Raw genomic sequence first — 24,990 nt, 5'->3', positions numbered from 1 at the left:
AGGGCGGCGCGGTGCGCGGCGCCCGGCTCGCCGACGGCACGCAGCTCACCGCGCCCGCGGTCGTCTGCGCCGTCGACCCGCGCACGGTCCTCGTCGACTGGCTCCCGCCGCACCTGCGCCGCGCCGCCCGGCCGCGGCCGGACGGGTACGAGTCCAAGGTGGACGCGGTGATCGCCGCCCCGCCGGCCCTGCGCGCGCTGGCCGGCGTGGACGCCGAGCCGCACGTGGCGACCACCGTGGTCAGCCCGCCGCCGGAGGTGCTCGCCGCCGGCCCCGGCCGGCGGGTCACCGATCCGCCGATGTTCCTGGTCAACGTGCCGTCGGTGCGCGACCCCGCGATGCGACCGCCCGGCGGCGGGCACCTGCTGAGCCTCGAGGTGCTGTGGACCCCGTACCACCTGGCCGGCGGCTGGGCCGGATCGGACGAGCCGTGGCGATGGCTGACCCGCCTCGCGTCCCTGGCCGAGCCGGGCTTCCTCGACGGCGTCGGCGCGTGGCGAGCCATGACGCCGCCGGACTACGAGCGGGACTTCGGCCTGGCCCGCGGCTACGCGCCGTCGTTCGCCGGCGGCCCGCTCGGCGCACTGCTGGGCCGGCCGCCGGAGCTGACCCGCTACCGCACCGCGGTCCGCGGCCTGTACCTGAGCGGCGCCGGCACGTTCCCCGGCGCCGGCGTGTGGGGCGCCAGCGGCCGCAACGCCGCACACGCGGTGCTCGCCGATCGCCGCTAACCGGGCGGCAGCTTCCCCGGGTTGAGCAGCCCGTGCGGGTCGAACCGGCGCGCCGCCGCCCGCACCTGGTCGAGCCGGTCGTGGTGCAGCAGCCAGGTGTGCGGGTCGTCGACGTCCACCTCGACGTCCGCGAGGGCGTCCATCCCGGCGTACAGCGACGGCGTGTCGACGAACCGGGTGAAGAGCATCCCGACCCACGTGCGGGACCCGCCGATGTCGAAGCCCTCCAGGTGCACGAGCGAGTCGGGGACCGTCGCGGCGACCTCGGCGCGGCGGTGCACCAGGCCGCGGCCCATGCACTGCAGGTGGGTCAGCTCGGGGCGGACCTTGCGCACGCGGTGGGTGACGTGGTTGTACGACAGCGAGGCCAGCAGCGCCGGCCCGTTGGCCCGCACGTCGGTGACCGTGCCGCCGTGCCCGGCCACCGCGCGCGTCGCGGCGTCGACGCTGTCGACGGACACGATCGCGCGCAGCGACACCGCGCCCGGCGGCATCGCCGGGTCGGCCGGCCGGTAGGTCTCGGTGATGCCGGGCTCGTCGAGGGAGACCAGCCGCGGCGTCGGCGCCAGCTCGAAGAGCGCCTCGCCGGCGGCCGCGGCCCGTTCGAGCGTGTCGAACGCGGCGAACAGCGCCGTCCACGGCACCGCTGGGCGCAGCGCCACGGTCGCGCCCGCGATCACCCCGCTGACGCCGAACGCGTGCGCCATCGCGGTGTTCTGCGGATACGGTACGGCGTGCAGGCGCGGCTCGTCGGTGCAGGCCGCGACGCGCAGCTCGTGCAGGTAGCCGGTCCAGATCGCGCCGTTGGCGAGGGAGCCGGTCCCGCCGGAGCCGCCGGCGATGAACCCGCCCAGCGTGCTGCCGACGGTCGAGGGCAGGATCGCCAGCTCCTGGCCGGTGACCCGGGCCGCCCGCTCCAGCGCGACGAACGACGCGCCCGCGTCGGCGCTGACCGCGCCGTCGGACACCGCGTGGATCGTCGTGGCGCGGCTGGTGTCGAGGACCATCCCGCCGTACAACGGGATTCCCTGCCCGTAGTTGCCGGTGCCCTGCCCGCGCGGGGTGACCGGGACCCGGCGGCGGTGCGCGAGGGCGACGGCGAGGGCGATGCCGTCGGCGTCGCGCGGGAACACCACGACGTCGGCGACCCCGCCGGGCAGCAGCGGGGCGAGGACCGGGCTCATGTGCGCCCAGTCGGTCGAGGCGGAGAGCCGGCCCGCCCGGTCGCGGCGGACCGCCGCGGCGCCGAAGGCGGCCACGAGGTCCTCGGTCAGTCCCTCCACGGTGGACGGTGGCACCGGGTGCGCGTCGACGGGCAGCCGGGCCGGCTCCCGGCCGGGAGCGCGGTGGCTCCCGGCCGGTGCGGTGACGTCGGTCATTTCAGGCCGATGGAGGGGTCGATGAACTCGTTGGTGGCCAGGTCGGCCGCCTTGATGTCGGACTTCATCTCCTTGTTCTGCGCGGCGAAGATGGGCCTGGTGATGTCGATGAGGGCGGCCAGCCGGCTGTCGTCGAAGTTGCCGATGGTGGCGTCCTTGCCGTTGCCGACGATGCCGAGCGCCTTCATCTGCTTGACGGCGTTGTCGGCGACGCCCTGGCTGTAGGTCCAGCCGTTGTTGTACTTCTCCACCAGCTCGAGGATGAGCTTGTTCGTGGCCGCCGGGTCGTTCATGAAGTCGACCTCGGCCTGCTGCATGATCGGCACCAGCTTCTTGAGGCAGGGCGCCAGCTTCTCCTTCTCCCCGGTGCGGATGGCCAGCATCTGCTGGTAGAAGTCGTAGCCGGTGTCGGCGATGAGCTGGTACTTCACCGCCTTGCCCCACGCCTTGATCTCGTGCTCGTAGATGTAGGGCTCGGCGGTGGCGAAGCCCTGCTGGGCGACCTTGCCGGCGCTGGCGACGAAGTTGGCCGGCGCGCCGTCGTAGGAGCCGTCGACCTGGCCCTTCTTCAGGATGCCCTTGCCGGTGAGGTAGTCCATGTAGGCGGCGCCCTGGAAGTACAGGACCTTCGTGTCGGTCTTGCCGATGTCGGCGATGCCCTGCCAGTCGGGGTGGGCGTCCGGCGCCCACATGATGATCTGCGGGCTCTTCTCCAGGCCCGCGAACACGCCGAGGGTCGGCTGGGACTTCGACAGCGCGATCGCGTCGTCGCTGCCGCCGTAGCCGAGGGTGATGGAGGTGTCGGCGTACATCTGCGCGGCGACATTCTGGAACCCGATCGCCGGGCCGCCGGCGCGGATCTCGATGTCGACGCCGGTGTCGGTGCCGTCCTTGGCGACGAGCGCGCCGGTCACCCGCTTCTTGTCCGCGTCGATCTTGGGGCTGGGGCCGACGAGCTTGTAGGTGCCGCCGTGCTCGCTCTCGGGGTTCCAGTCGGTCTGCACGACGATCGTGGACGGGCAGACGCTCGCCAGGTCGTAGGCGGAGCCGCTCGCGGCGGACGGTCCGGCGGTGGCGCCGGCATCGGCGCCGTCGTCGGAGGCGCAGCCGGTCAGCGCGAGCGCGGAGGCGGCGGTGAGGGTGGTGAGGAAGGCCGGCCATTTCGAACGGTTCATGGATGCTCCCTGGGGGTTGGTCCGCACTAGCCGCGGCTGGCCTGGTACCACTTGCCGACGACACGCCGGCCGAGCCAGCCGAAGAACAGGAACACGGCGATGCCGAGCAGGCTGGCGAGGAACACCGCCGCGTACATCTGCTCGGACTGCAGTCGGGCGCGGTAGACGTCGATGAGGATGCCCAGGCCCGGCTCGCCCTGCTTGAAGAACAGGTCGCCGACGAGCGCGCCGATGACCGACAGGCCGGCCGAGATGCGGAAGCCGGCGAACATGGCCGGCAGGCTCGCCGGGAACATCAGCTTGACCAGCAGCGTGAGCCGCCCGGCGCCGTGCAGCCGGAACAGGTCGCGCAGCCCTGCGTCGGCCGACTGCAGGCCGAAGAGGGTGTTCGCGATGATCGGGAACAGCGCGATGAGCACGCAGACCAGCAGCCGGCTGGAGAAGCCGAACCCGGTCCACTGCGCGATCAGCGGCACCAGCGCCAGGATCGGGATCGTTTGCAGGATCACGACCCAGGGGTAGACGGAGACCTCCAGCCACTTCGCCTGGCTCATGAGCACCGCGGCGGCGACGCCGACGACGATGGCGATCGCGAGGCCGAGCAGCGCCACCTCGGTGGTCAGCCACAGCGCGCGCATGAGTTGCTGCAGGTTGCGCGGGTCGAGGAACCCGACGTCGATGATCTCGTGCGGCGGCGGGAGCAGGAAGCGGCGGGCGTCGTCCAGCACGAGGTAGGAGATGGCGTACCAGCCGCCGATGACCAGCGCGAACACGCCGACCGGCGGCAGGACCCGCCACGGGCGCACCGGCCGGCGACGGCGGGGCGGTGCGACGGCCGCCGGCGCGACCTGCTGGGCCTCGGCGACGGTGCTCATGCGTGCGCTCCCCGCAGATGGCCCGAGACCTCTCCGCACAGCGCCGCGAACTGCGCCGTGAAGCGCAGCGACGGCTCGCGCGGGTACTCGAACGGAATCTCGACGTCGGCGAGGATCCGGCCCGGGCGGCCGGACATGACCAGGACCCGGGTGGACAGGAACACCGCCTCCATCACCGAGTGGGTGATGAACAGCGCGGCGAAGCGCTGCAGCCGGAACAGGCTCAGCAGCTCGTCGTTGAGCCGCTCCCGGGTGATCTCGTCGAGCGCGCCGAAGGGCTCGTCGAAGAGGAACAGCTCGGGCGACAGGGTCAGCGATCGGGCCAGCGACGCCCGCATGCGCATCCCGCCGGACAGCTCGTGCGGCATGTGCCGGTGGAAGCCGGCGAGCCCGACGAGCTCGAGGGCCTCGGCGGAGCGCCGCCGGCGCTCGGCCTTCGCCAGCCGGTGCAGCTCCGTGAGGAGCTCGACGTTGCCCCGCACGGTACGCCAGGGCAGCAGGGTGGCGTCCTGGAAGACGTACCCGAGCCGGTCGGTGCCGACGTGCACCTGCCCGGCACTGGCGTCGTCGAGGCCGCTGGCGATGCGCAGCAGGGTGCTCTTGCCGCAGCCGGACGGCCCGACGACGGAGACGAACTCGCCGGGCGCCACGGCGAAGTCGGCGCCGACGAGGGCCACGGTGCCGTCCTGGAAGGTCTTGTCGACGCGGTCGAACCGCAGTGCTGCTGTCGTCGCGAGTGTCACGGGGCGGTCAGCTCCCTTCGAGCGAGCGTTCGGGCTGTGCTGAGATTTCGGGCGGTGCCGGGGCGTGCAGCGTCCGCGAGACGGTGGTCCTGGCCACGAGGCGGCCGGCCCGCCATACGAGCCGGTCCTGGTCGGCGGCGCCGAGCGCGGCGATGAGGTCCTCGCCGCGCAGGGCGACGAGGTCGGCGGGCGCGCCGGGCTCGACGGCGACGCCCGGCAGGCCGAGCGCGGACCGCGGCGCAGCGGTCACGGACGCGACCGCGGCGGCCGGGCTCAGGTGCCCGGCGGTCACCATGAGCGCGGCGACCTCGAGCGGGTCGCCCCGCCCGACGGGGTGGAACGGGTCGCGCAGGTTGTCGCCGCCGGCCGCGACGAGGGCCCCCGCGGCCTGCAGTGCACGCACGGCGGTCAGCCCGCGCGGCGGCCCGACCGGGTGGTCGCGCCCCTGCAGGTACAGGTTGGTCTGCGGCAGCGCGACGACGGCCACCCCGGCCGCGCTGACCAGCTCGGACACCCGCTGTTGTACCGCGACCGGCTGCACGGCCAGGCTCACGCAGTGGCTGGCGGTGGCGCCGTGCGGGAACCCGGTGCGCAGCACCAGGTCCGCCAGGGTGGCGAGGGTCAGCTTGCCCGGGTCGAGGGTCTCGTCGGTGTGCAGGTCGATCGGGCGCCCGGCCTCCCCGGCGGCGTCGAGGCAGATGCCGACGGCCCGGTCCGGCTCGGGGTCGAGGTGCGGGCACCCGCCGGCGATGTCGGCCCCGTTGCGCAGCGCGTCGCGCAGGTTCGCGCCGCCCTCCCCGGCGAGGGGGTTGCCGACGAGCGCGACGAGCTGCACGTCGACGATCCCGGCCCAGGCCGCGCGGACCTCGGCCAGCGCCTCCAGCGCCCGCATGCCCACGCTCGAGCCCACGTCGACGTGGCTGCGCACCGCGGTGGTGCCGTGCGCGAGCATCGTGCGCAGCGCCCGGTCGGCCCGCCGCGCGATGTCGGCCTTGGTGAACCCGCCGGCGGCCGCGTGCATCGCGCGGATGGCGCCGAGCAGGTCCCCGGCGGGGTTCTCGACGCGCGACGCGGTGAGCGCCTTGTCGAGATGGGCGTGTGGCTCGACGAACGAGGGCAGCAGCACGTATCCGTCGAGGTCGACGTCACCCGGCCCGCCCGGCCTGGGCTCGGTCACGGCCCCGATGAGCCCGCCGGCGAGCCCGACGTCGCGCCGCCGCCCGTCGGCGAGCGCCGCGTTGCGCAGCCAGGTGATGCTCATGCCCGCAGCTCCCGTCCGATGACGGCCAGGTCGCGGGCCATCGCGAGGCTGTTGCCCGCGCGGCTGCCGCCGGTGTACGGGCACGCGCCGAACCCCGGCACCTCGCAGGCGCCGTCGTCTGCCACACCGGCGCACGGCCCGTGTGCCATGCGCTTGGGGCAGGCCGCCCGGGCAACCTCCCAGGCGGCCGGCGCAATGTTGGCCACGCCAACAATCTCGTGGTCCCGCCGACACCGGTGGTTTCGCCACTATGACACTTGCGTTTCCAGGCTCCGGCGCCTCGAGCGGACGCCGGCCGGGTCAGCAGTGCCGCTGGCTCTGGCAGCGTTCGATCCGCGTGGCGTACGGCATCAGCTCGTGCAGGCGGCCTTCCAGGCGTGTCAGTTCGGCGCCCGACAGATCGCGGCGGAACGTGACGTACAGCTTGTCGTCGCTCTCGGACACGCCAGTGACCCCGTAGCCGATGCCGGAACCGTCGTAGAGGACGGTGTCGTGGCTCGGCTGGGGGCCGTTGTCCGGCAGGTACACCACGTACATGTTCGGCGGGCGCAGCATCGAGTCCCAGATGGCCGCCGACCACGGCGTGACGACGAGGACGAGGAGCACCGCGACCGCCGCCGCCCAGAAGCGCTGCGGCAGCCGCGACCGCCCGGTGAACCGGGCCAGCAGGAGCAGGCCGGCGCTCGGCAGGTAGAGGTGCGCGCCGAAGAAGACCAGCGGGAGCGCCAGCACGATCAGCAGCACCGCGCAGATCACGCTCGCCACGTGGAACGTGAGCCGGTCGGAGGCGAAGAGCGGCACCGCCGTGACGAGCGTCAGGGCGACGGCGACGCCGTCGACCAGCAGGAAGTCCGTCGTACCGATGAGCAGGACCGTCGCGAGCACGGCGCTCAGCAGCGCCACCGCGGCGATCGCCCGCTGCCACCACGCCGTCCGGTCCGGATCGAGTTCCATCATGACAGCTCCATATTTGAACGCGTTCAAGTCCACGACCACCGTAACATCGTGACTTGAACACGTTCAAGCATTCAACACTGTGACGGTGAGCTGGCCCGAGGTGGCGAGAATATGGCCGCCGCCGTATAGTCGGACCCGGTTATTAGAGATCGGGGATTCGGCGGTGCGGCGGAAGGTCACGAACACCCTGGCGCTGGCCGTGCTGGGGTTGTTGCAGGAGCGGGCGATGCATCCGTACGAGATGGCGTCGACGCTGCGGGAGCGGCACAAGGACGGCAGCTTCAAGGTCAACTCCGGGTCGCTGTACGACACCGTGGAGGCGCTCGTCCGGCATGGGTGGATCGAGCCGGTCGAGACCGTGCGCGACGGCCGGCGGCCGGAGCGGACCGTGTACACGCACACCGAGCTCGGGCGGCAGGAGTTCGTCCGGTGGGTCGACGAGCTCGTCCGGGTGCCCGTCGCGGAGTACCCGAAGTTCACCGCGGCCGTGGCCTACCTCGGCGCGCTCGGGCCGCAGGGCGCCGCCGACGCGCTGGGTGAGCGGGCCGTGCGGCTTGCGGAGCGCATCGAGCAGACCCGGGAGGTGCTCGCCTCGGTCGAGGCGCCGCGGCTGTTCATGATCGAGGTCGAGTACGCGCTGCACTCCTGGGAGGCCGAGCTGGCCTGGGTGCGCCGGACCGGGGACGAGATCCGCGACGGCCGCCTGCCATGGCCACAGCCGCCGTCCGAGGACATCGAGCACGGGGAGGAACAGTCATGACCGAGGTGCTGATCGTCGGTGCTGGGCCGGCGGGGCTGCTGCTCGCCAATGAGCTGCGGCTCGCCGGGGTCGACACCGTGCTGATCGAGCGCCACGCCCGCCGGCCCGACTTCTGCCGCGGCTTCAACCTCAACGCCCGCGCGCTGGACCTCCTCGCGCGGCGCGGGCTCGCCGGTGAGCTGGTCGCCGAGGGCTGGCAGGTGCCGCACGCCGCGTTCTCGGGGCTGCCGGTGACGCTCGGCCTGCCCGGCGCGTGGACCGACCACCCCTACTCGCTCGGCATACCGCAGACCCGGGTCGAGGAGGTCCTCGAGCGGCACGCCGTCGAGCGCGGTACCGACATCCGGCGCGGCCACGAGCTGCGCACCCTCGTGCAAGAGGACGACGGTGTCGTGGCGACGGTGGCGGCCGGCGACGGGGAGTACCGCATCCGGGCCCGATATCTCGTCGGGTGCGACGGCGGGCGCAGCACCGTGCGCAAGCAGGCCGGCGTCGCTTTCCCAGGCACCGAGGCCAGGCGTTTCTCGCTGCTCGGCGACGTGGAGCTCGCCGAGCCCGGCGCGCTCGCGTACGGCGTCACCGAAGGGCCCGGCGGTGCGGTGCTCGTCATCCCGCGGCCCGGCTACGTCCGCGTCATCACCGCCGACCCGCTGCCCCCGGCCGACCGGGACGCGCCCGTCGCCCTCGAGCAGTTCCAGCGCGCCGTCGACGGCGCCCTCGGCCGGCGCGTCGCGCTGCACAGCCCACGCTGGCTCACCCGCTTCGGCGACGCGGCCCGGCTCGCCGCCGAGTACCTGCGCGGCCGCGTCATGCTCGCCGGTGACGCCGCGCACGTGCACCCGCCCGCCGGCGCGATCGGCGTCAACGTCGCCCTCGACGACGCGTTCAACCTCGGTTGGAAGCTCGCCGCCACCGTCCGCGGCACCGCGCCCGCGCACCTGCTCGGCACGTACCACACCGAGCGTCACGCCGCCGGCGAGCGCGTCCTGGCCAGCACCCGCGCGCAGGTCCTGCTCGGCGAGGCCGGCGAGCGGCTCGCGCCGCTGCTCGACCTGCTCACCCGCGTCGCCGCGCACCCGGACGGCAACCGCGCCTTCGCCGAGACCGTCACGGGCCTGGACACCCGCTACGACATGTACCCCGCCGGCGAGCACCCCTGGCTCGGCCGCCTGGTGCCCGACCTTGCCCTGACGGGCGCCGCCGGCCCGACCGGCGTCGCCGCGCTGCAGGCCGGCGGCCGCGGGCTCCTGCTCGACCTCGCCGGCCCGAGCGCCCTCGCCGAGGCCGCGGCGCCGTGGAAGGACCGCGTCGACGTCGTCGACGCCGCCTGCCCCGCGCGCCCGGAGTTCGACGCCGTGCTGCTGCGGCCCGACGGGCACGCGGCCTGGGTGCACCAGGGCGCCGAAGGGCTGCGCCTCGCCCTGGAGCACTGGTTCGGCGCCGGGACGCCCAGATGATGTCATGATCCTGCGATGAATCGTCCGTGGATGGTGCTCGCCGGGTCGCTCGCGTTCGTGGTCTGCGGGGGCTATGCGGCCGTGGACGGCGACGGCTGGGACATCCGGGTCGCCGGGGTGGTGGGCGTGCTGTTCTTCGGCCTCGGCGCGGTGCTCGCCGCGCGGCAGCTGCGCGGGCCACGGCCGCGGCCGATCGGCGCACCCGTGCCGCTGCCCGAGGAGCGGCGCAGCGAGTCCTGGTTCGACCTGGAGGAGGACGAGGAGAGCGAGCCCACGAAGCTCGAGCTGGGCTTCCTCGCCGCATTGCGCGACGGCGCCCGGACGCTGCCGGCCGGCGGGGTCAGCAGCTTCTCCTTCCGCGACGACGACGGCCCGCTCGTCGCCGTCGTCTCCATCGGGAACAAGACCGAGCTGCTCGTGTTCGGGCTGCACCTGGCACAGGGGCGGCTGCGCGGCGACCAGCTGCACAACCAGGTGTACTCGCTGCCGGACGAGCCCACGACCCTCGCGATGCCCGAGGCCCACGCGGCCGACGTGGAGGCCGCCGTCGGCTGGATCGAGGGGCTGCTGCGCCGGCCGGTCGAGCGGCTCGAGTGGTGGCGTGCCGGCATCCCGTACGCGGCGCGCTACCAGTTCGCGGACACGACCGAGGGGCTCGTCGAGGCGTTCGAGGCGCGGTGGGCGCCGCCCGGATTGCACGAGCGACTGCTGCGGGACGGCAAGGCGCGGCACGGCAGCTGGATCCGGACGGCGGCGCTGGGCGCACCCGACGTCGTGGTGGCCGTGCGCGTCGACGGGCGGCAGTTCGAGACGCCCGGGCTGCCGTCATTCCTGTGGTACCAGTGCCCGCTGGAACCGCGGGATCCCGCCTGACCCCGCCGTCAGCCGTCGATGACGAGGTTGGCCATGTCGACCACGGGCCGGTAGCCGAGCGCGGCGTAGACCTTGTTCGACAATGGGTTCTCCTGGTCGGTGAACAGACACGCCCGCGCGCCCTGCGCCAGGATCCGCTGCGAGACCTCGAAGACCGCGTTGCTCGCCCAGCCGCGCCCGCGCTGCTGCGGCGGCGTGTACACCGGGCCGATCCTCGCCACCCCGAACGACGGCGGGGTGTCGCCGGTCATGTGTACCGGATGAGCATCCTCGTCGACCCAGAACCACAGCCCGCCGGCCCGCAGCCGGCGCAGCAGGTCGTCGCGGGAGGGCATCTCGTCGGCGTTGGCGCCTCGCGGCCGGCCCGCCTGCTCGTCGGCGTCGCCCATGAACGCGGCGAACCACGCCTCCGCCAGGTCGAGGTCGTCCTCGGTCGCGACCCGCAGGGTACCCGGCGCGGTCGCGGGCGGCACGAGGTCGCCGAGCTCGTGCAGCCGCGTGTGCCGGGCCACCCGCACGCTCCCGCCGCGCAGCCGGGCCGTCTCGGCGGCGAACAGCTCGACCGCGGGCAGCGCGCCGTTGACCGCCGCCACCGCTTCGCCGCGCTCGTGCAGCGCCCGGGCCAGTTCCACCGCGGCATCGCCGGGCATCGGCAGCAGAAACGGCGGCCGCGGCCGGAACGGCGCCGTGCGCATGCCGGCGCCGACCACCGCGCCGTCGCCGTCGCGCACCACCACCCACCAGCTGTCGGCGTCCGGCGGCTGCGAACGCAGCCGGTGCGCGGTGGTGGTCACCACCGTGCTGACCACCGGGTCGGCGGCGAGCCGGTCGCCGGCCGCGGCCAGGAACTCGCCCGGGTCGAGGAGGAACTGCAGGCGGTCGCCCATGCCGACATTGTGGCCCGGCACCCGCCCCGCGTCGCGCGGATTAGGGTTGGGCGGTGCAGCACTTCACGCGCCCGGACGGCTCGCCGCCCGTCAACGGGTACAGCCACGCCGTCCGCTTCTCCGGCGAGCTCGTCGCCGTGTCGGGCCAGGTCCCGCTCGACGCGACCGGCGCCGTCGTCGGTGCCGGCGACGCCGAGGCCCAGGTCCGCCAGGTGTTCGCCAACCTCGCCACGGCGCTGAACGCGGCCGGTTCGGGGCTGGACCGGGTCGTGAAGCTCGGCGTGTACCTCACCGACCTCGCCGACCTGCCGGCCTTCCGCGCCGTCCGCGACGAGCTGTTCGACCCGGCGGCACCGCCGGCGAGCACGCTCGTGCAGGTCAGTGCTCTCGTCCACCCGGCCTTCCGCGTCGAGATCGAGGCCCTCGCCACCGCCTGAGCCCGGTCCGTCAGATCCCCGGGGAGGTTAGGGTGGGCGCGTGAGTGTGCGGGGGTTCGTCGAGGCGGCTGAGCGGGGCGTCGACGCCCTGCACGGGATGGTGCTGGTGCGCGGCGGGGAGGTGCTCGCCGAAGGCTATTGGCATCCCTACCGCAAGGACGCGGCGCACCGGCTGTTCTCGCTCAGCAAGAGTTTCACCTCGACCGCCGTCGGGTTTGCCGTTGCCGACGGGCTGGTCAAGCTCGACGAACCCGTGAGTGCCTACTTCGACGGGCGCGGGGACCCGCGGATGCTGGTGCGGCATCTGCTCACCATGACCACCGGGCACGTCGACGACACGGCGCCGCGGATGACCGCCGCTGGGGACGACTGGGCGGGGAACTTTCTCGCGCTCGACGTGGAGCGCGAGCCGGGGACGCACTTCGTGTACAACAGCGGGGCCACCTACGTGGCGGGTGCCATCGTGCAGCGGGCGGCCGGGATGCGGCTCGTCGACTATCTGCGGCCGCGGCTGTTCGAGCCGCTCGGGTTCGGCGACGTCACCTGGGAGCAATGCCCGGCGGGGCTCGACGTCGGGGGGTGGGGGATGGCGGCGCGGACCGCCGAGATCGCGCGGTTCGGGCAGCTCCTCCTGCGCGACGAGCGCGGCATCCTGCCCGACGGGTGGGCCGCGCAGGCCACGGCCAGGCAGGTCGAGAACGCCTACGCGGGGGAGACGCCGGACTGGCAGCAAGGGTACGGGTTTCAGTTCTGGCGGTGCCGGCACAACGCCTACCGCGGCGACGGGGCGTTCGGGCAGTTCTGCATCGTGATGCCCGAACAGGACACGGTGCTGGCGCTCAACGCGGGCACCGCCGACATGCAGGCGGTGCTCGACCTGGTGTGGGAGCACCTGCTGGGCGACGACCTCGAGGCGACGGCCCTGGACGGGCTCGCGCTCGAGGCCGTCGGGCAGGACCACGAGGAGCCCGAGCGCCACGGGACGTACGTCGTGGACCGGCCGCGGGTCTCACGGGCCGAGGACTGGCGGCCGAGTCACGAGCGGCCGCCGACGATCCGGGCGATCACGTTCGCGCACGGGCGGGTCACGATCGAGGACGAGACCGGGACGCACGAGCACGACTGCCGCTCGGGGGAGTGGCGCGCCGGCAGTACCGGCGGGTGGAGCGGGCCGGGGGAGTACACGTTCAAGGTCGCCTACACCGACGGGCCGTTCGTGCGCACGTACCGGTGCCGCTTCAACGGCGCCTCGGTGCGCATCGACGCGAGCGACAACGTGTCGTTCGGGCCGACGGGGTACGCGCCGGTGCTGGCAACGCGGGCCGGTTAGAGCCGGCCGCCGGTCGTGTCGGAGGAGACGCGCTGGGCGAGGTACACCGGAATGATCGACGCCACGATCAACACCGCGGCGACGACGTTGATGACCGGGGCCTGGTTGGGGCGGAACAGGTTGTTGAAGATCCAGATCGGCAGGGTCTCGGTGCCGGGGCCGGCCGTGAACGTGGTGACCACGATCTCGTCGAAGCTTAGCGCGAACGCCAGCAGGCCCCCGGCGAACAGCGCCGAGCGCAGCAGCGGGAACGTGACGTAGCGGAAGGTCTGGCCGGGGCGGGCGCCGAGGTCCGCGGACGCCTCCTCGTAGGCGGCGCCGGTGCGGCGCAGGCGGGCGAGCACGTTGTTGTACACGACGACGACGCAGAACGTGGCGTGGCCGATCACCACCGACAGCAGGCCCTTGCCGACGCCCAGGGGCTCCACGACCGAGCGGAACGCGGTGTCCAGCGCGATGCCGGTGACGATGCCGGGCAGCGCGATCGGCAGCAGCACGAGCAGCGAGACCGCCTCGCGGCCGAAGAAGCGGTATCGCTGCACGGCGAAGGCCACCATCGTGCCGAGGACCAGGGCGACCAGGGTGGCGCCGAGCCCGGCCTGCAGCGACGTCCACAGCGCCGAGCGCAGGCCGCTGCTGTCCCAGGCCCTCGACCACCAGCCGAACGTGAACGAGCGCGGCGGAAACGCGAACGTGCGGTCGGCGTTGAAGGAGTTCAGCAGCACCAGGGCCAGAGGCACGTACACGAACGCCAGGCCCAGCGCGGTGACGGCGCCGAGGACCCAGCGGGCGGTGCGGGACAGCGTCATAGGTTCTCCAGGGCGCCGGTGCGGCGCACCGCGAGCAGGTACACCACCATCACCAGCGCCGGGATGGTGGCCAGGGCGGCGGAGAACGGCAGGTCGTTGGCGGCGCCGATGTTGGCGTACACCAGGTTGCCGATCAGCTGGCTCTTGCCGCCGACGATCTGCACGGTGATGTAGTCGCCCAGCGACAGCGAGAACGTGAAGATCGAGCCGGCCACGATCGAGGGCACCAGCATCGGCAGCACCACCGAGCGCAGTGTGCGCCCGGGCCGGCCGCCGAGGTCCGCCGACGCCTCCAGCAGCGAGTCGGGCAGCCGGTCCAGGCCCGCGTAGACGGGCAGGATCATGTACGGCAGCCACATGTAGGACAGCACGAGCACGGTCGCGGGCAGCCCGTAGCCGGGGCCGCCGAAGATCCGGTCCAGCGGGCCGTCGTTGGCCAGCATGACCCGCCACGCGTACGCCTTGACCAGGTAGCTCGCCCACAGCGGGGTGACCACGGCGACGAGGAGGATCCTGCGGTACCGCGCCGGCGCCACCTTCGCCATGAAGAACGCCATCGGCACGGCGAGGAGCCCGTCGATGAGCGTGACGGCGGCGGCCACTGTCACGCTGCGCAGCACGACGGTGCGGTACACCGGCTCGGTCAGGATCGTGCGGAAGTTGCCCAGCGTGGTTTCGTGCACGACCTCGCCGGTGAAGGTGTTGACCTGCCACAGCGACGAGGTGAGCAGCACCGCGAGGGACCCGAGGTAGGCCACCAGGAGCCAGGCCAGCGGCGCCGAGAGCAGCGCCGCCAGCCTCGCCCGCGGGTGGCGGTGGAAGAACCCTGCGATGACCGTCATCCCTTGATGCTCGTCCAGGCCTTGGTCCACTCGCTGTAGTCCTTGCACTTCACGTCGGTGCGGCCGTCGACGCACTCGGCGACCGGGGTCGTCCAGTACCAGACCTGGCCGTAGTAGGACTCGTCGTCGGCGTGGTAGGTGGCGCAGTGCTGCGGGTCGGCGGTCTTGGCGCAGGCCAGCTTGTTCGACGGGGCCTCGCCGAACCACTCGGCGACGGCGGCGTTGGCCTCGGGGGAGATGATGTGGTTCATCCACAGGTAGCCGCAGTTGGGGTGCTTGGCCTTGGCCGCGATCATCCACGTGTCGGACCAGCCGGTCGCGCCCTCGCTGGGCAGGAACGCCTCGACGGGCGCCTGGTCGGCCTTGGCGAGGTTGGCGATGACCTGCCAGGTGGTGCCGAGCACGGAGTTGCCGGCCTTGAACGCCTGCACCTCCTTGGTGTAGTCCGACCAGTACTCGCCGATCACCTTCTGCTGGCCCTTGAGCAGGTCCACGGCCGCGGCGAACTGCTTGTCGTCCAGCGCGTACGGGTTCTTGATGCCCAGCTCCGGCTTGTGCTTCATGAGGTACAGCGCGGCGTCGGCGATGTAGATCGGCGAGTCGTAGGCGGTGAGCTTGCCCTTGTACGGGGAGTTGGCGTCGAAGACCACGTCCCACGAGGTCGGGGCCGGCTTGACCACGTCGGTGCGGTACATGAGCAGGTTCGCGCCGCGGCCGTGCGGGATGCCGTAGGACACGCCGCCGACGGAGTTCCACGCCTTGTTCTTCAGCCCGTCGAAGACGTCCTTGTAGTTGGGCACCAGGTCGGTGTTGACCGGCGCGACCACGCCGCCGTAGATGAGGCGCAGGGAGGCGTCGCCGGAGGCGGAGACCACGTCGTAGTCGCCGGTCTTCATGAGCGTCACCATCTCGTCGGACGTGCCGGCGACCTTCACGTTGGCCTTGCAGCCGGTCTGCTTCTCGAACGGGGTGACCCAGTCGACCTTCGGGTCGTTGCTGCCGTTCTCGGCGTACCCGGCCCAGGCCACGATGTTCACCGCGCCCTCGCCGGCCCCGAGGCTCGCCAGCTTGTCGATCTTCGGCAGCTGGGCGCCGCCGGGCCCGGCCGGCGCGTTGCTCTGCTTGGCGTCGTCCCCGCAGGCGGCGAGGGCCAGCACGGTCGCGAATACGGCGATGTATCGGCGCATGCCTACTCCTTAAGTCGAGCGCGTTAGTCGAGCGCGATGAGGTCGGAGGAGCTCCAGGTGAGGCGGACCGCCTGGCCGCGCAGCGCGGGCAGGCCGGGTGCGGAGGTCAGCAACACGACCATGCGGGGGCCGGCGTCGAGGTCGACGACGAGGCGCGTGAAGGCGCCGGCGTACACCACCTCGGCGACCTTGCCGGCGGCCGCGCAGTCTCCGTCGCCGTCGAGGCGGATCTTCTCGGGCCGCAGCGAGAACGTGCCGGGCCGGCCGATGACGTCGGCGCCGGCGAACTGGTTCGAGGTACCGACGAAACCGGCCACGAACGGGGACGCCGGGCGCTCGTAAAGCTCGGCCGGCGCGGCCACCTGCTCCACGCGCCCGCCGGAGAAGACGGCCACCCGGTCGCTCATCGTCAGCGCCTCCTCCTGGTCGTGCGTGACGAACACGAAGGTGATGCCGACCTGCCGCTGCAGGGCCTTGAGCTCGACCTGCATCTCCTCGCGCAGCTTGAGGTCCAGCGCGCCGAGCGGCTCGTCGAGCAGCAGCACCTTCGGCCGGTTCACCAGCGCCCGGGCCAGGGCCACCCGCTGCCGCTGCCCGCCGGACAGCTGCGCGGGGCGCCGGGCGCCGTAGCCGTCGAGGCGCACCGAGCGCAGGGCCTCCTCGGCCCGCTCGCGCCGCTCCCGGCGGCCGGTGCCGCGCACCCGCAGCCCGTAGGCGACGTTGTCGAGCACCGACATGTGCGGGAACAGCGCATAGTCCTGGAAGACGGTGTTGACGTCGCGCTCGTACGGCGGGCGCCGCGTCACGTCCACCCCGTCGAGCTCGACGGTGCCCGCGGTCGGCGACTCAAAGCCGGCGATGAGCCGCAGTACCGTCGTCTTGCCGGAGCCGCTCGGCCCGAGCATGGAGAAGAACTCGCCGTCGGCGATCTCCAGGTCGACCCCGTCTACGGCGTTGACCGCGCCGAACGACTTGCGCAGGCCGCTCAGCCGGATCGCCGGTCCGCTCATGCGAGTAGTACCTCCGCTTCGCTGCGGCTGGGTTGACGGAACCGTAGGGAAATCGGGCACCGACTCCAATGGACGGATGCACAACGCTTCAACGAATCGTTGTGCAGCGGTACAGTCGCGGCCGTGAGCGTGCGCCTGACCGACCTGCTCGCCGACGACGGGCTGAGCCTCGTCGTGCAGGCCGGCTCCCGCGCGGACCTGCAGCGGGAGGTCCGCTGGTGCGCCGTGACCGAGCTCGACGACCCACGGCACTGGCTGCAGGGCGGCGAGCTCGTGCTCACCACCGGCCTGCGCCAGCGCACCGCCGCCGCGCAGCGGCAGTTCGTGCGGCGGGTCGCCGAGCGCGGGGTCGCCGCGATCGGCTTCGGCACCGGGCTCACCCACCGGGTCGTGCCGCCCGCGACCATCGCCGCCGCGGATGCCGCCGGGCTGCCGATCCTCGAGGTGCCGTACGAGACCCCGTTCATCGCCGTCGACCGGCTCGTCGCCGACCGGGTCTTCGCCGCGCACTACGGCCGCCAGCGGGCGCTCCTGCGCATGCACGACGAGCTGACCCGGGCGCTGCTGTCCGGCGGCGGCCTCGCCGGCATGGTGGAGGGGCTGCGGCGCATGGTCGGCGCGCCGGTCGGCGTCGTGGACGCCTACGGCCACGTCTTCGCCTCCGCGCCGCCCGGCCTGCCGTGGCCGTCCGGCGCCGCCCGGCAGGACCCGGTCGAGGTCGGCGGGACGGTCGAGGCGGCGCTCTGCACCGGGCCGGTCGCCGGCGGCCAGGACGACATCCTGCCCTACGCGGCCAGCCTCGTCGGCCTCGAGCTGGCCCGCCGCCAGGCCGTCCTCGCCGGGCGACGCGAGCTCATCGGCCACCTCGTCGAGGACATCGTGCGGACCACGATCGCCCCCGCCGAGGCCGAACGGCGGCTGCTCGCCTTCGGCGTCGACGTCTCACACCCGTACACCGTCGTCCTCGCCACCTCGCCCGACGTCGCCGGCCTGCGGGCCCTGCCCGGCAGCGTCTACCCCCTGGCCGAGACCGGGGTCGAGCCGGTCGCCACCGCGCACCTCGACGACCACCTCGTCGTGCTCGTCGGCCGCTCACCCAGCGCCGCCGACGTCGCCGCGAAGACCCTCGCCTACGTCGCGCAGCTCGGCGACGGCGCCCGCGTCGGCGTCGGCGGCGCCTACAGCGGCGTGCACGGCCTGCGCTGGAGCTTCTACGAGGCCCGCGAGGCGCTCAGCCGCGGGCCCGGCATCAACGGCCGGGAGCCGCTCTCACTGCCGGGCCTGCTGCTGGCCAGCGACGACCTGCCGCTGGCCGACCTCGGCCGGGAGGTCCTCGCGCCGCTGCTGGACTTCGACGCCGCCTCGGGCGCCGCACTCGTCGAGACGCTGCGGGTGTACCTCGCGGAGGACGGCTCGGTCGCGAAGGTCGCCGCGCGCCTCTACGTGCACCGCAACACCGTGCGCTACCGCCTCGAGCAGATCGAGCGGCTCACGGGCCGGCGGCTCACCTCGACCGCCGACCGGGTGCAGCTGTGGCTCGCCCTGCACGCGGTGTCACTCTGACCCGCTCATCGGCTGTACCGGTGCTTGACCCCGACCGGGAAGTACTCGGGGTCGCCGGGGTCGCGGACCTCGACCACCGGGGTCTGGTATGCGGCCGGCACGTAGTTGGCGAACTCGCTGTTGAGCCGCACCAGGGTCGTCCGGATCGCGTCGGCGAGCTCGGCCGCCTCCGCTGCGGGCCGGTCTGGCGCGCGCTCGACGGCGACGCAGAAGCGGCGCTCCTCGTCGGCGTCGGTGCGCACCTGCATGACGAACTTGCCGGTGATGTCATCGGCCAGGCCGGGGTGGTCCAGGGCGGCGGCGACGTTCTCCGGGTAGATGTTGGCGCCGAAGTACGACACCGTGAACAGCGACCGGCCGAAGACGTAGACGAACGGCCGGTCGTCGCCGTCGCCGGGGTCGAAGCCGTGCCGCCGGCAGAACGCGACGAGCTCGTCACGGGAGAGCAGGCCGCCCTCGTCGGCGATGTGGTACCGGATGAGCGGCACCCCACCGTCGCCGGTGAACAGCAGGGTGCCGTCGACGGCCTCGAAGTAGCGGATCATCGGGTCGTACTGCACCAGCGTCGGCAGCCGCGAGTCGCCGAACAGCTCGCGGGCCGCGGCCGGCTCGGCGGCGAGGAACCGGCGGACTCGCACGCTCAGCGGCGTCTCGTTGCCCAGCACGCCGGCGTCCGCGGTGCCGTAGAGCGACACCGAGTCGTGGTCGGGCTGCGACATCCCGGCCCGCCGGCCCATCAGCTCGCGCCACTCCTCGCTGAAGACCTCCCCGGCCAGCAGCATCCGGATGCCGTACGCCGCCCAGTCCACGCCCCGCCGCGCGCCCTCGTCGACCACGTTCTTCACGAACGGCGGATAGCCGGCCAGGACCGTCTGCTCGTAACCGGGCGACAGCTCCGCCACGACCCGCAGGATCTCCTCGACGCTGTTGCCGGGCGTGGCCACGGTGACCGGGTAGCCCTTGGCGGCGAGGTGCCGGCAGGCGGCCGCGGTGTACATCCCGCCGACCCAGCTGCCCAGCGCGAAGCACACCACGACGAGGGTGCGCCGCTCGTGGCCGCCGAAGCTGTGCACGAGCGCGTCCTCGAACCGCCGGGCGACCGCAAGCTCGTCCACGACGGACCGCGGCCACACCGTCGGCCGCCCCGACGACCCCGACGACACCGCAATGGTGTCGCTGTCCTCGAGCCGCCCGTGCCGGCAGCGGCTCGCCAGGGGGTAGCGGCGCAGGTAGGACTCCTTCGTCACCAGTGGCAGCTCGCCGAACGGCGTGCCGGTCGAGGCGCCGTGCTCGGCGAGGAACTCCGCGTAGGCCGGCACGGTCGCGGCCACCTCGCGGAACAGCGCAGCCGCCCGCTCGGCCGGGTCGCCCGCCAACGGGGCGGCGGGCGCCGTGTAGAACTCCAGGAGCCGTTCCAGCGTGCGCGCCGCCCGTACATGCATGCCCGGAACGTAGCACCAGCGTCTAAGGTCGACCGGGTGGATGTTCGACATGCGATCGGCCTGCCGACCGTCGGGCAGTTCGGCGACGTGCGCACGCTGCTCGGCCTCGCGGTGTCGGCCGAGCGGCACGGGTGGGACGGCGTGCAACTGTGGGACCACCTGCTCTATCACCAGCCGGGGTGGCCCGTCGCCGGCCCGGTCGTCGCGGCCGCCGCGATCGCCGCCGCCACCGAGCGGGTCCGGATCATCCTCACCGTGGCCGTGCCGCGCCGCCAGGTGCAGGAGGTGGCCCAGGACGCGGCCTCGATCGCCGCGCTGTCCGGGGGCCGGCTCACCCTCGTCGCCACGCTCGGTTCCATGGATTCGGAGTACACCGAGTTCGGCCTCGACCCCGACCTGCGCGCCCGCGGCCGGGCCCTCGACGAGCGCCTGGACCGCCTGCAGGCCCTCTGGCGCGACTGGGGCCACCCGCCGGTGCCGATCTGGTGCGGCGCCCGCTGGCCGCGCAAGGCCGGCCTGCGCCGCGCCGCCCGCTTCGACGGCGCGATGCCCACCTTCGAGGACCAGCGGGTCGCCAACGTCGCGCCGGCCGCGTTCGCCGAGGCCGCCTCCTACGTCCCCGGCCTGGACATCGCCCTGGAGGGGTTCACCTCCGGCCCCGCCGACGCCGGGCGCCTGGCCCCCTACGCGGCCGCGGGCATGACCTGGTGGATCGAGGCCCTCGGCTGGTGGCGCGGCGACCTGTCCGCCGCCCGCACCCGCATCGCCGCAGGCCCCCCGGCGGCCCCGTGAACCGCCGCCGCGGCACGCTCGAGCTGCCGACCGGTTTCGTCCCGGCGGCGCCGGCCGACGTGGTGGACTGACGGCATGAGCGACACGATCGAGGCGCCGGCGGCGATCCAGGAGTTCGTCGCGGCCACCAACGCCGGCGATAGTGCGCGGTTCGTGGCCGCGTTCACCGAGGACGCCTACCTCAACGACTGGGGCCGGGAGTTCCACGGCCACGCCGGCGTCGCGAGCTGGGACCGCACCGACAACATCGGCAAGCGCACCCACTTCCAACTGCACGGCGTCACGCCCGGCGCCGGCCCGGGCGAGTTCGACGCGGACATCACCGTGCGCGGCGAGGGCTACAACGGCCGCAGCACCCTGGCGTTCACCGTCGAGGGCGACCGCGTCGCCCGGCTCGTCATCAGCTGACGCCGGCGCGGGCCCGTCGCGGTGCCACCGCGCGGGCACTACCATGTCGGACTTATGGCGAGGATTCTGGTCACCGGGTCGACCGACGGGATCGGGCTGGAGACGGCGCGGACGCTGCAGGGGCTCGGCCACGACGTGGTGTTCCATGCGCGCAGCGACGAACGGGCGGCCGCCCTCGACGCGGAGGTGCTCGTCGCCGACCTCGGGTCGCTGGAGCAGACCCGGGCGATGGCCGCCGCGGCCGGCAAGTTCGACGTCGTCATCCACAACGCGGGGATCGGCGGGCAGGACGAGCGGCGCGAGACCGGCGACGGGATCGAGCGCACGTTCCAGGTCAACGTCCTCGCGCCCTACGTGCTGACCGCGCTCATGCCGCGGCCGCAGCGCCTGGTGTACCTCACCTCGGGCCTGGAGGCCGTCGGCGTGGCCGACCTCGCGGACCTGCAGTACCGCGCGAAGCCCTGGCACGGCATGCAGTCCTACAGCGACTCGAAGCTGCACGACGTCGCCCTCGCCTTCGCCGTCGCCCGGCTGTGGCCCGACGTGTACAGCAACGCCGTCGACCCCGGCTGGATCCGCACCAAGCTCGGCGGCCCCAACGCCACCGACGAGCTGCCGATCGGCGCCGCGACGCAGGTCTGGCTCGCCGACGGCGACGGCGACGCGCTCGTCACCGGCCGCTACTTCAAGTGGCGCCAGCAGCTGCGCCCCAACCCGGCCGTGCACGACCGCGGCTACCAGGACGGGCTGCTGCGGGCCTGCGCCGAGCTGTCCGGCGTCGCGCTGCCGTTGTGAGCAGACCGGGCAGCGGCCGGTAACAATCGGGCGACCGGGCGGCAACACCGCGTCGCGAGCATGGCAAGGGCCACCTGACGAAGGGACCTCGCCGTGCACAGCACCCCACGCTTCCTGCAAGGTGTCTACAGCTTCGAGGGCAAGGGGCTCGACCGGCCGTTCCTGCTCGACCCGGCGCTGGCCTACACGGTGCCGGGCGGCGCGGTCACGCAGCCGGTGTACTTCCGCGGCGGCAACGCCTCCGCCGAGCTCATCTGCGTGTTCCTGGTCCGCGACGGCCAGCCGATGCGGTACTTCCCGATCGGCGCCAAGAACCACACGCACGTGGCCCTGCGCGTCGTGGAGGACCTCGAGGCCGGCACCGGCCTCGAGCTGCACGCCGCCGCCCCGACCGGCGTCACGGCCACCGTCATCATCGACCTCGGGCTGGTCGAGGTCGAATGAGCGGTACGGAGCGAAGCGGAGTGGCCGCTCAATATGGACACCGGTGCAGCTCATGCCGCTGGCGGAGCGAAGCGGAGGTGACGGCATGAGCAGGCGCAGGCTGGTGGTCGTCGGCAACGGCATGGCCGGCGCGCGCACCGTCGAGGAGGTCCTGCGCCGCGGCGGCGCCGAGCTCTTCGACATCACGATGTTCGGGGCCGAACCATACGGCAACTACAACCGCATCCTGCTCTCCGAGGTGCTCAGCGGCGCCGAGGAGGAGGACGGCATCTTCCTCAACGACCTGCAGTGGTACCGCGACAACGACATCGAGCTGCGCGCCGGCGTCCGCGTCACGCGCATCGACCGCTTTGCCCGCGTCGTGCACGCCGAGGACGGCACCGAGCGCCGCTACGACAAGCTCGTCATCGCCACCGGCAGCAGCGCGCACATCCCGTCGATCCCCGGCATCCGCAACCCGAACCGCGGCTACCACCAGGGCGTCTTCGCCTTCCGCACGCTCGACGACACCCGCGGCATGATCCGCTACGCGCGCCAGCACGAGCGCGCGGTCGTCATCGGCGGCGGCCTGCTCGGCCTGGAGGCGGCCCGCGGCCTGCAGCACCACCTGCCGCACGTCACGCTCGTGCACTCCGGCGCGCACCTCATGCACGCCCAGCTCGACGCCCAGGGCGGCGCGATCCTGCGCCACAGCATCGAACGCCTCGGCATCACCGTCGTCACCGGCGCGTACACGGCGGAGATCCTCGGCCGCGACGCCGTCACCGGCGTGCGGCTGCGCGACGGGCGCGAGCTGCCCTGCGACGTGGTCGTCGTCGCCGCCGGCATCCGCGCCAACACCGAGCTCGCCGCCGCCTCCGGCCTCGTCGTGGAGCGCGGCATCGTCGTCGACGACCAGCTCCGCGCCCTGGACGAGCCCGACATCTACGCCGTCGGCGAGTGCGTGCAGCACCGAGGCGAGACGTACGGGCTCGTCGCGCCGCTGTGGGAGCAGGCCCGCGTGCTCGCCGACCACGTCACCGGCGCCGACCCGTCCGCCGGCTACCACGGCACCCGCACCGCCACCCGCCTGAAGGTCGCCGGCGTCGACGTCGCCTCGATGGGCCTGCGCGAGGCCGAGCGCGACGGCGACGAGACGGTCGTGTTCGCCGAGCCCGGCCGCGGCGTGTACCGCAGCGCCGTCGTCCGCGACGGCCGCCTCGTCGGCGCCACCCTCGTCGGCGACGTGCGCCGCGCCGCGCAGCTCACGCAGGCGTACCACGACGGTCTCCCACTGCCCGACGACCGCGCCGCCCTGCTGTTCGACCTCGGCGCCGAGGACGCGGCCGAATCGGTCGCCGCCCTCCCCGACGACCTGCAGGTGTGCAACTGCAACGGCGTCAGCAAGCGCGCCCTCGTCGCCGCCGTCGAGGACGGAGCCCGCGGCGTCGGCGCCGCCATGGAGGCAACCCGGGCGGGCAAGGGCTGCGGCTCGTGCAAGACCTTGGTGGCGCAGATCGTCGAATGGGCCGCCGGCGGAACAGTGGCCGAGGAACCGGCGGCAAAGTTCTACGTTCCTGGTGTACCAATGGAAAAATCGGATCTCATGGCCGCGGTCCGGCGCCTTGGGCTCAAAAGCGTGAGTGCCGTCTTCGCCGCCCTTGCACCGCTCGGCGCGGAGGATGCCCGCAGCAAGATGGGCCTGGCGTCGCTGCTGCGGATGATGTGGGGCGACGAATACGTCGACGAACGCGACGCCCGTTTCATCAACGACCGCGTCCACGCGAACATTCAAAAGGACGGAACATTCTCGGTGGTACCGCAGCTGAAGGGCGGCGTCACCACCCCCGCCCAGCTACGCCGAATCGCGGATGTGGCCGAGAAGTACGAGGTGCCGATGGTGAAGCTCACCGGCGGCCAGCGCATCGACCTCCTGGGCGTGCGCAAGGAGGACCTCCCGGCCATGTGGGAGGACCTGGACATGCCGTCGGGCTGGGCCTACGGCAAGTCGTTCCGCACCGTCAAAACGTGCGTCGGCGCCGAGTTCTGCCGCTTCGGCCTCGGCGATTCCACGTCCTTGGGCATCGCTTTGGAGGAGCGTTATCAGGGCATCGAGGGCCCCGGCAAGATGAAGCTCGCCGTCACCGGCTGCCCGCGCAACTGTGCCGAGGCCTACGTGAAGGATCTCGGCGTGGTCGCCATCGAGGGCGGCCGCTGGGAGATCTACGTCGGCGGCGCCGCCGGCGCGCATGTGCGCAAGGGCGACCTGCTGGCGACGGTCGGGACCGCGGCGGAGGTCATGACGCTGACCGGGCGGTTCCTGCAGTACTACCGGGAGAGCGCCAACTGGCTCGAACGCACCTATGCCTGGGTGCCGCGGCTGGGCATCGACCATATCCGCGCGGTCATTGTCGACGACGCCGAGGGCATCGCGGAACGGCTGGACTCGGCCATCGCCGCCTCCGTCGCCGCGTACCGCGACCCGTGGCTGGAACGGCGCGCCGAGGCCACGCCGGGCCAGTTCCGGGCGGCGCTGTGAACCGCCTGGGCCCCCTCGCAGATATTCCGGCGGGCGAGGGCCGCGCGTACGCCGTCGACGACACCATGGTCGCCGTCTTCCACTTGCGCGACGGCTCGGTCCGCGCGGTGTCCGCGGTGTGCCCGCACGCCGGCGGCCCGCTGGCCGACGGCCTGACCGACCTGCGGCACGTGGTCTGCCCGTTGCACCAGCACACCTTCGACCTGTCAACGGGCTGCTCGACGACGAGCGCGTTCTCCCTGACCGTCTACCCGGCCACGGTCGACGCGGACGGCCAGATCCTCATTGCGCCTTTGCCAAGCTGATCCTGCAGCT

General features: G+C 73.1%; 26 protein-coding genes. 13 read left to right on the top strand and 13 right to left on the bottom strand.

Translation table 11 applies throughout. The features are described from left to right. Positions 1-731, top strand: a 731-nt coding sequence (locus ABD901_RS45020) for a phytoene desaturase family protein (protein WP_345137587.1), incomplete at its 5' end; no start/stop codon positions are given. On the opposite strand, the gene ABD901_RS45015 is transcribed toward ABD901_RS45020, so the two are convergent. From ABD901_RS45015 to ABD901_RS44985, 7 genes are all read right to left on the bottom strand, one after another. Further along, positions 728-2,110 (bottom strand): FAD-binding oxidoreductase, encoded by a 1,383-nt coding sequence (locus ABD901_RS45015; RefSeq protein ID WP_345137584.1) that lies wholly within the window; start codon positions 2,108-2,110, stop codon positions 728-730. The genes ABD901_RS45020 and ABD901_RS45015 overlap by 4 nt on opposite strands. Continuing rightward, on the bottom strand, positions 2,107-3,285 hold the full coding sequence (locus ABD901_RS45010; protein WP_345137582.1) for a hypothetical protein: 1,179 nt from the start codon (positions 3,283-3,285) through the stop codon (positions 2,107-2,109). Before ABD901_RS45010 ends, ABD901_RS45015 begins: the two co-directional genes overlap by 4 nt. 26 nt (positions 3,286-3,311) lie before the next feature. Further along, positions 3,312-4,160: an ABC transporter permease gene (locus tag ABD901_RS45005; RefSeq protein ID WP_345137580.1), complete on the bottom strand. Its 849-nt coding sequence runs from the start codon at positions 4,158-4,160 to the stop codon at positions 3,312-3,314. Beyond that, positions 4,157-4,903 (bottom strand): ABC transporter ATP-binding protein, encoded by a 747-nt coding sequence (locus tag ABD901_RS45000; protein WP_345137579.1) that lies wholly within the window; start codon positions 4,901-4,903, stop codon positions 4,157-4,159. Before ABD901_RS45000 ends, ABD901_RS45005 begins: the two co-directional genes overlap by 4 nt. A 7-nt stretch (positions 4,904-4,910) precedes the next feature. Further along, entirely contained in the window at positions 4,911-6,164 is a 1,254-nt protein-coding gene (locus ABD901_RS44995; protein ID WP_345137577.1) for an amidohydrolase family protein, read from the bottom strand. After that, a complete protein-coding gene (locus ABD901_RS44990; protein ID WP_345137575.1) occupies positions 6,161-6,370 on the bottom strand; it encodes a methylenetetrahydrofolate reductase C-terminal domain-containing protein in 210 nt (69 codons plus the stop codon). Before ABD901_RS44990 ends, ABD901_RS44995 begins: the two co-directional genes overlap by 4 nt. A 94-nt stretch (positions 6,371-6,464) precedes the next feature. Beyond that, a complete protein-coding gene (locus ABD901_RS44985) occupies positions 6,465-7,121 on the bottom strand; it encodes a hypothetical protein (RefSeq protein ID WP_345137573.1) in 657 nt (218 codons plus the stop codon). 163 nt (positions 7,122-7,284) lie between these two features. Here ABD901_RS44985 and ABD901_RS44980 point away from each other — a divergent pair, with 163 nt between their 5' ends. The 3 genes from ABD901_RS44980 to ABD901_RS44970 are packed head-to-tail and all read left to right on the top strand — an operon-like array spanning position 7,285 to position 10,211. After that, positions 7,285-7,881: a PadR family transcriptional regulator gene (locus tag ABD901_RS44980; RefSeq protein WP_345137570.1), complete on the top strand. Its 597-nt coding sequence runs from the start codon at positions 7,285-7,287 to the stop codon at positions 7,879-7,881. Beyond that, a complete protein-coding gene (locus tag ABD901_RS44975) occupies positions 7,878-9,338 on the top strand; it encodes an FAD-dependent monooxygenase (protein ID WP_345137567.1) in 1,461 nt (486 codons plus the stop codon). Before ABD901_RS44980 ends, ABD901_RS44975 begins: the two co-directional genes overlap by 4 nt. 15 nt (positions 9,339-9,353) lie before the next feature. Continuing rightward, a complete protein-coding gene (locus tag ABD901_RS44970) occupies positions 9,354-10,211 on the top strand; it encodes a hypothetical protein (RefSeq protein WP_345137565.1) in 858 nt (285 codons plus the stop codon). An 8-nt stretch (positions 10,212-10,219) separates the two neighbouring features. Here the strand turns inward: ABD901_RS44970 and ABD901_RS44965 are convergent, their stop codons facing one another. Next, positions 10,220-11,098 carry a GNAT family N-acetyltransferase gene (locus ABD901_RS44965; protein WP_345137563.1) on the bottom strand — a complete coding sequence of 293 codons (879 nt, stop codon included), beginning with the start codon at positions 11,096-11,098 and terminating at the stop codon, positions 10,220-10,222. Between the two features lie 53 nt (positions 11,099-11,151). Here ABD901_RS44965 and ABD901_RS44960 point away from each other — a divergent pair, with 53 nt between their 5' ends. Both ABD901_RS44960 and ABD901_RS44955 read left to right on the top strand, forming a co-directional pair. Continuing rightward, positions 11,152-11,535, top strand: a complete 384-nt coding sequence (locus tag ABD901_RS44960) for a RidA family protein (RefSeq protein ID WP_345137561.1) — start codon at positions 11,152-11,154, stop codon at positions 11,533-11,535. A gap of 40 nt (positions 11,536-11,575) precedes the next feature. Beyond that, on the top strand, positions 11,576-12,865 hold the full coding sequence (locus ABD901_RS44955; protein ID WP_345137559.1) for a serine hydrolase domain-containing protein: 1,290 nt from the start codon (positions 11,576-11,578) through the stop codon (positions 12,863-12,865). Here ABD901_RS44955 and ABD901_RS44950 read toward each other — a convergent pair. Genes ABD901_RS44950 through ABD901_RS44935 form a run of 4 tightly spaced genes read right to left on the bottom strand, consistent with a single transcriptional unit; the run spans position 12,862 to position 16,713 of the window. Further along, positions 12,862-13,674, bottom strand: a complete 813-nt coding sequence (locus ABD901_RS44950; RefSeq protein ID WP_345137557.1) for an ABC transporter permease — start codon at positions 13,672-13,674, stop codon at positions 12,862-12,864. The two genes, ABD901_RS44955 and ABD901_RS44950, sit on opposite strands and share 4 nt — an antisense overlap. Then, the gene (locus ABD901_RS44945; protein WP_345137554.1) at positions 13,671-14,516 is read right to left on the bottom strand and encodes an ABC transporter permease; all 846 of its coding nucleotides are present in this window, start codon (positions 14,514-14,516) and stop codon (positions 13,671-13,673) included. The genes ABD901_RS44950 and ABD901_RS44945 overlap by 4 nt, the downstream gene beginning before the upstream one ends. Continuing rightward, on the bottom strand, positions 14,513-15,703 hold the full coding sequence (locus ABD901_RS44940; RefSeq protein ID WP_345137552.1) for an ABC transporter substrate-binding protein: 1,191 nt from the start codon (positions 15,701-15,703) through the stop codon (positions 14,513-14,515). Before ABD901_RS44940 ends, ABD901_RS44945 begins: the two co-directional genes overlap by 4 nt. 23 nt (positions 15,704-15,726) lie before the next feature. Beyond that, entirely contained in the window at positions 15,727-16,713 is a 987-nt protein-coding gene (locus ABD901_RS44935; RefSeq protein WP_345137551.1) for an ABC transporter ATP-binding protein, read from the bottom strand. A 123-nt stretch (positions 16,714-16,836) separates the two neighbouring features. Between ABD901_RS44935 and ABD901_RS44930 the strand changes: the two genes are divergently transcribed. Then, positions 16,837-18,276 (top strand): PucR family transcriptional regulator, encoded by a 1,440-nt coding sequence (locus tag ABD901_RS44930; RefSeq protein WP_345137549.1) that lies wholly within the window; start codon positions 16,837-16,839, stop codon positions 18,274-18,276. A gap of 5 nt (positions 18,277-18,281) precedes the next feature. Here ABD901_RS44930 and ABD901_RS44925 read toward each other — a convergent pair whose 3' ends face one another. Then, positions 18,282-19,718, bottom strand: coding sequence for a phenylacetate--CoA ligase family protein (locus tag ABD901_RS44925; RefSeq protein ID WP_345137547.1), 1,437 nt, complete (start codon positions 19,716-19,718; stop codon positions 18,282-18,284). Between the two features lie 36 nt (positions 19,719-19,754). Between ABD901_RS44925 and ABD901_RS44920 the strand changes: the two genes are divergently transcribed. The 6 genes from ABD901_RS44920 (at position 19,755) to ABD901_RS44895 (ending at position 24,980) form a co-directional block, all read left to right on the top strand. Then, positions 19,755-20,510: an LLM class flavin-dependent oxidoreductase gene (locus tag ABD901_RS44920; RefSeq protein WP_345137544.1), complete on the top strand. Its 756-nt coding sequence runs from the start codon at positions 19,755-19,757 to the stop codon at positions 20,508-20,510. A gap of 75 nt (positions 20,511-20,585) precedes the next feature. Then, entirely contained in the window at positions 20,586-20,918 is a 333-nt protein-coding gene (locus ABD901_RS44915; RefSeq protein ID WP_345137542.1) for a nuclear transport factor 2 family protein, read from the top strand. Between the two features lie 54 nt (positions 20,919-20,972). Further along, positions 20,973-21,713: an SDR family NAD(P)-dependent oxidoreductase gene (locus ABD901_RS44910; protein ID WP_345137540.1), complete on the top strand. Its 741-nt coding sequence runs from the start codon at positions 20,973-20,975 to the stop codon at positions 21,711-21,713. 93 nt (positions 21,714-21,806) lie between these two features. Further along, the gene (locus tag ABD901_RS44905) at positions 21,807-22,157 is read left to right on the top strand and encodes a molybdopterin oxidoreductase (RefSeq protein ID WP_345137539.1); all 351 of its coding nucleotides are present in this window, start codon (positions 21,807-21,809) and stop codon (positions 22,155-22,157) included. Between the two features lie 85 nt (positions 22,158-22,242). Beyond that, positions 22,243-24,675 (top strand): nitrite reductase large subunit NirB, encoded by a 2,433-nt coding sequence (gene nirB, locus ABD901_RS44900; RefSeq protein ID WP_345137536.1) that lies wholly within the window; start codon positions 22,243-22,245, stop codon positions 24,673-24,675. Then, a complete protein-coding gene (locus ABD901_RS44895; RefSeq protein ID WP_345137534.1) occupies positions 24,672-24,980 on the top strand; it encodes a Rieske (2Fe-2S) protein in 309 nt (102 codons plus the stop codon). Before nirB ends, ABD901_RS44895 begins: the two co-directional genes overlap by 4 nt. Positions 24,981-24,990 lie beyond the last annotated feature (10 nt).

The organism is Dactylosporangium darangshiense, from assembly GCF_039537565.1.
GTDB classification, from domain to species: domain Bacteria; phylum Actinomycetota; class Actinomycetes; order Mycobacteriales; family Micromonosporaceae; genus Dactylosporangium; species Dactylosporangium darangshiense.
The sequence above is the reverse complement of the archived record's forward strand: the minus strand, read 5'-3'. Positions and strand labels throughout refer to the sequence as shown.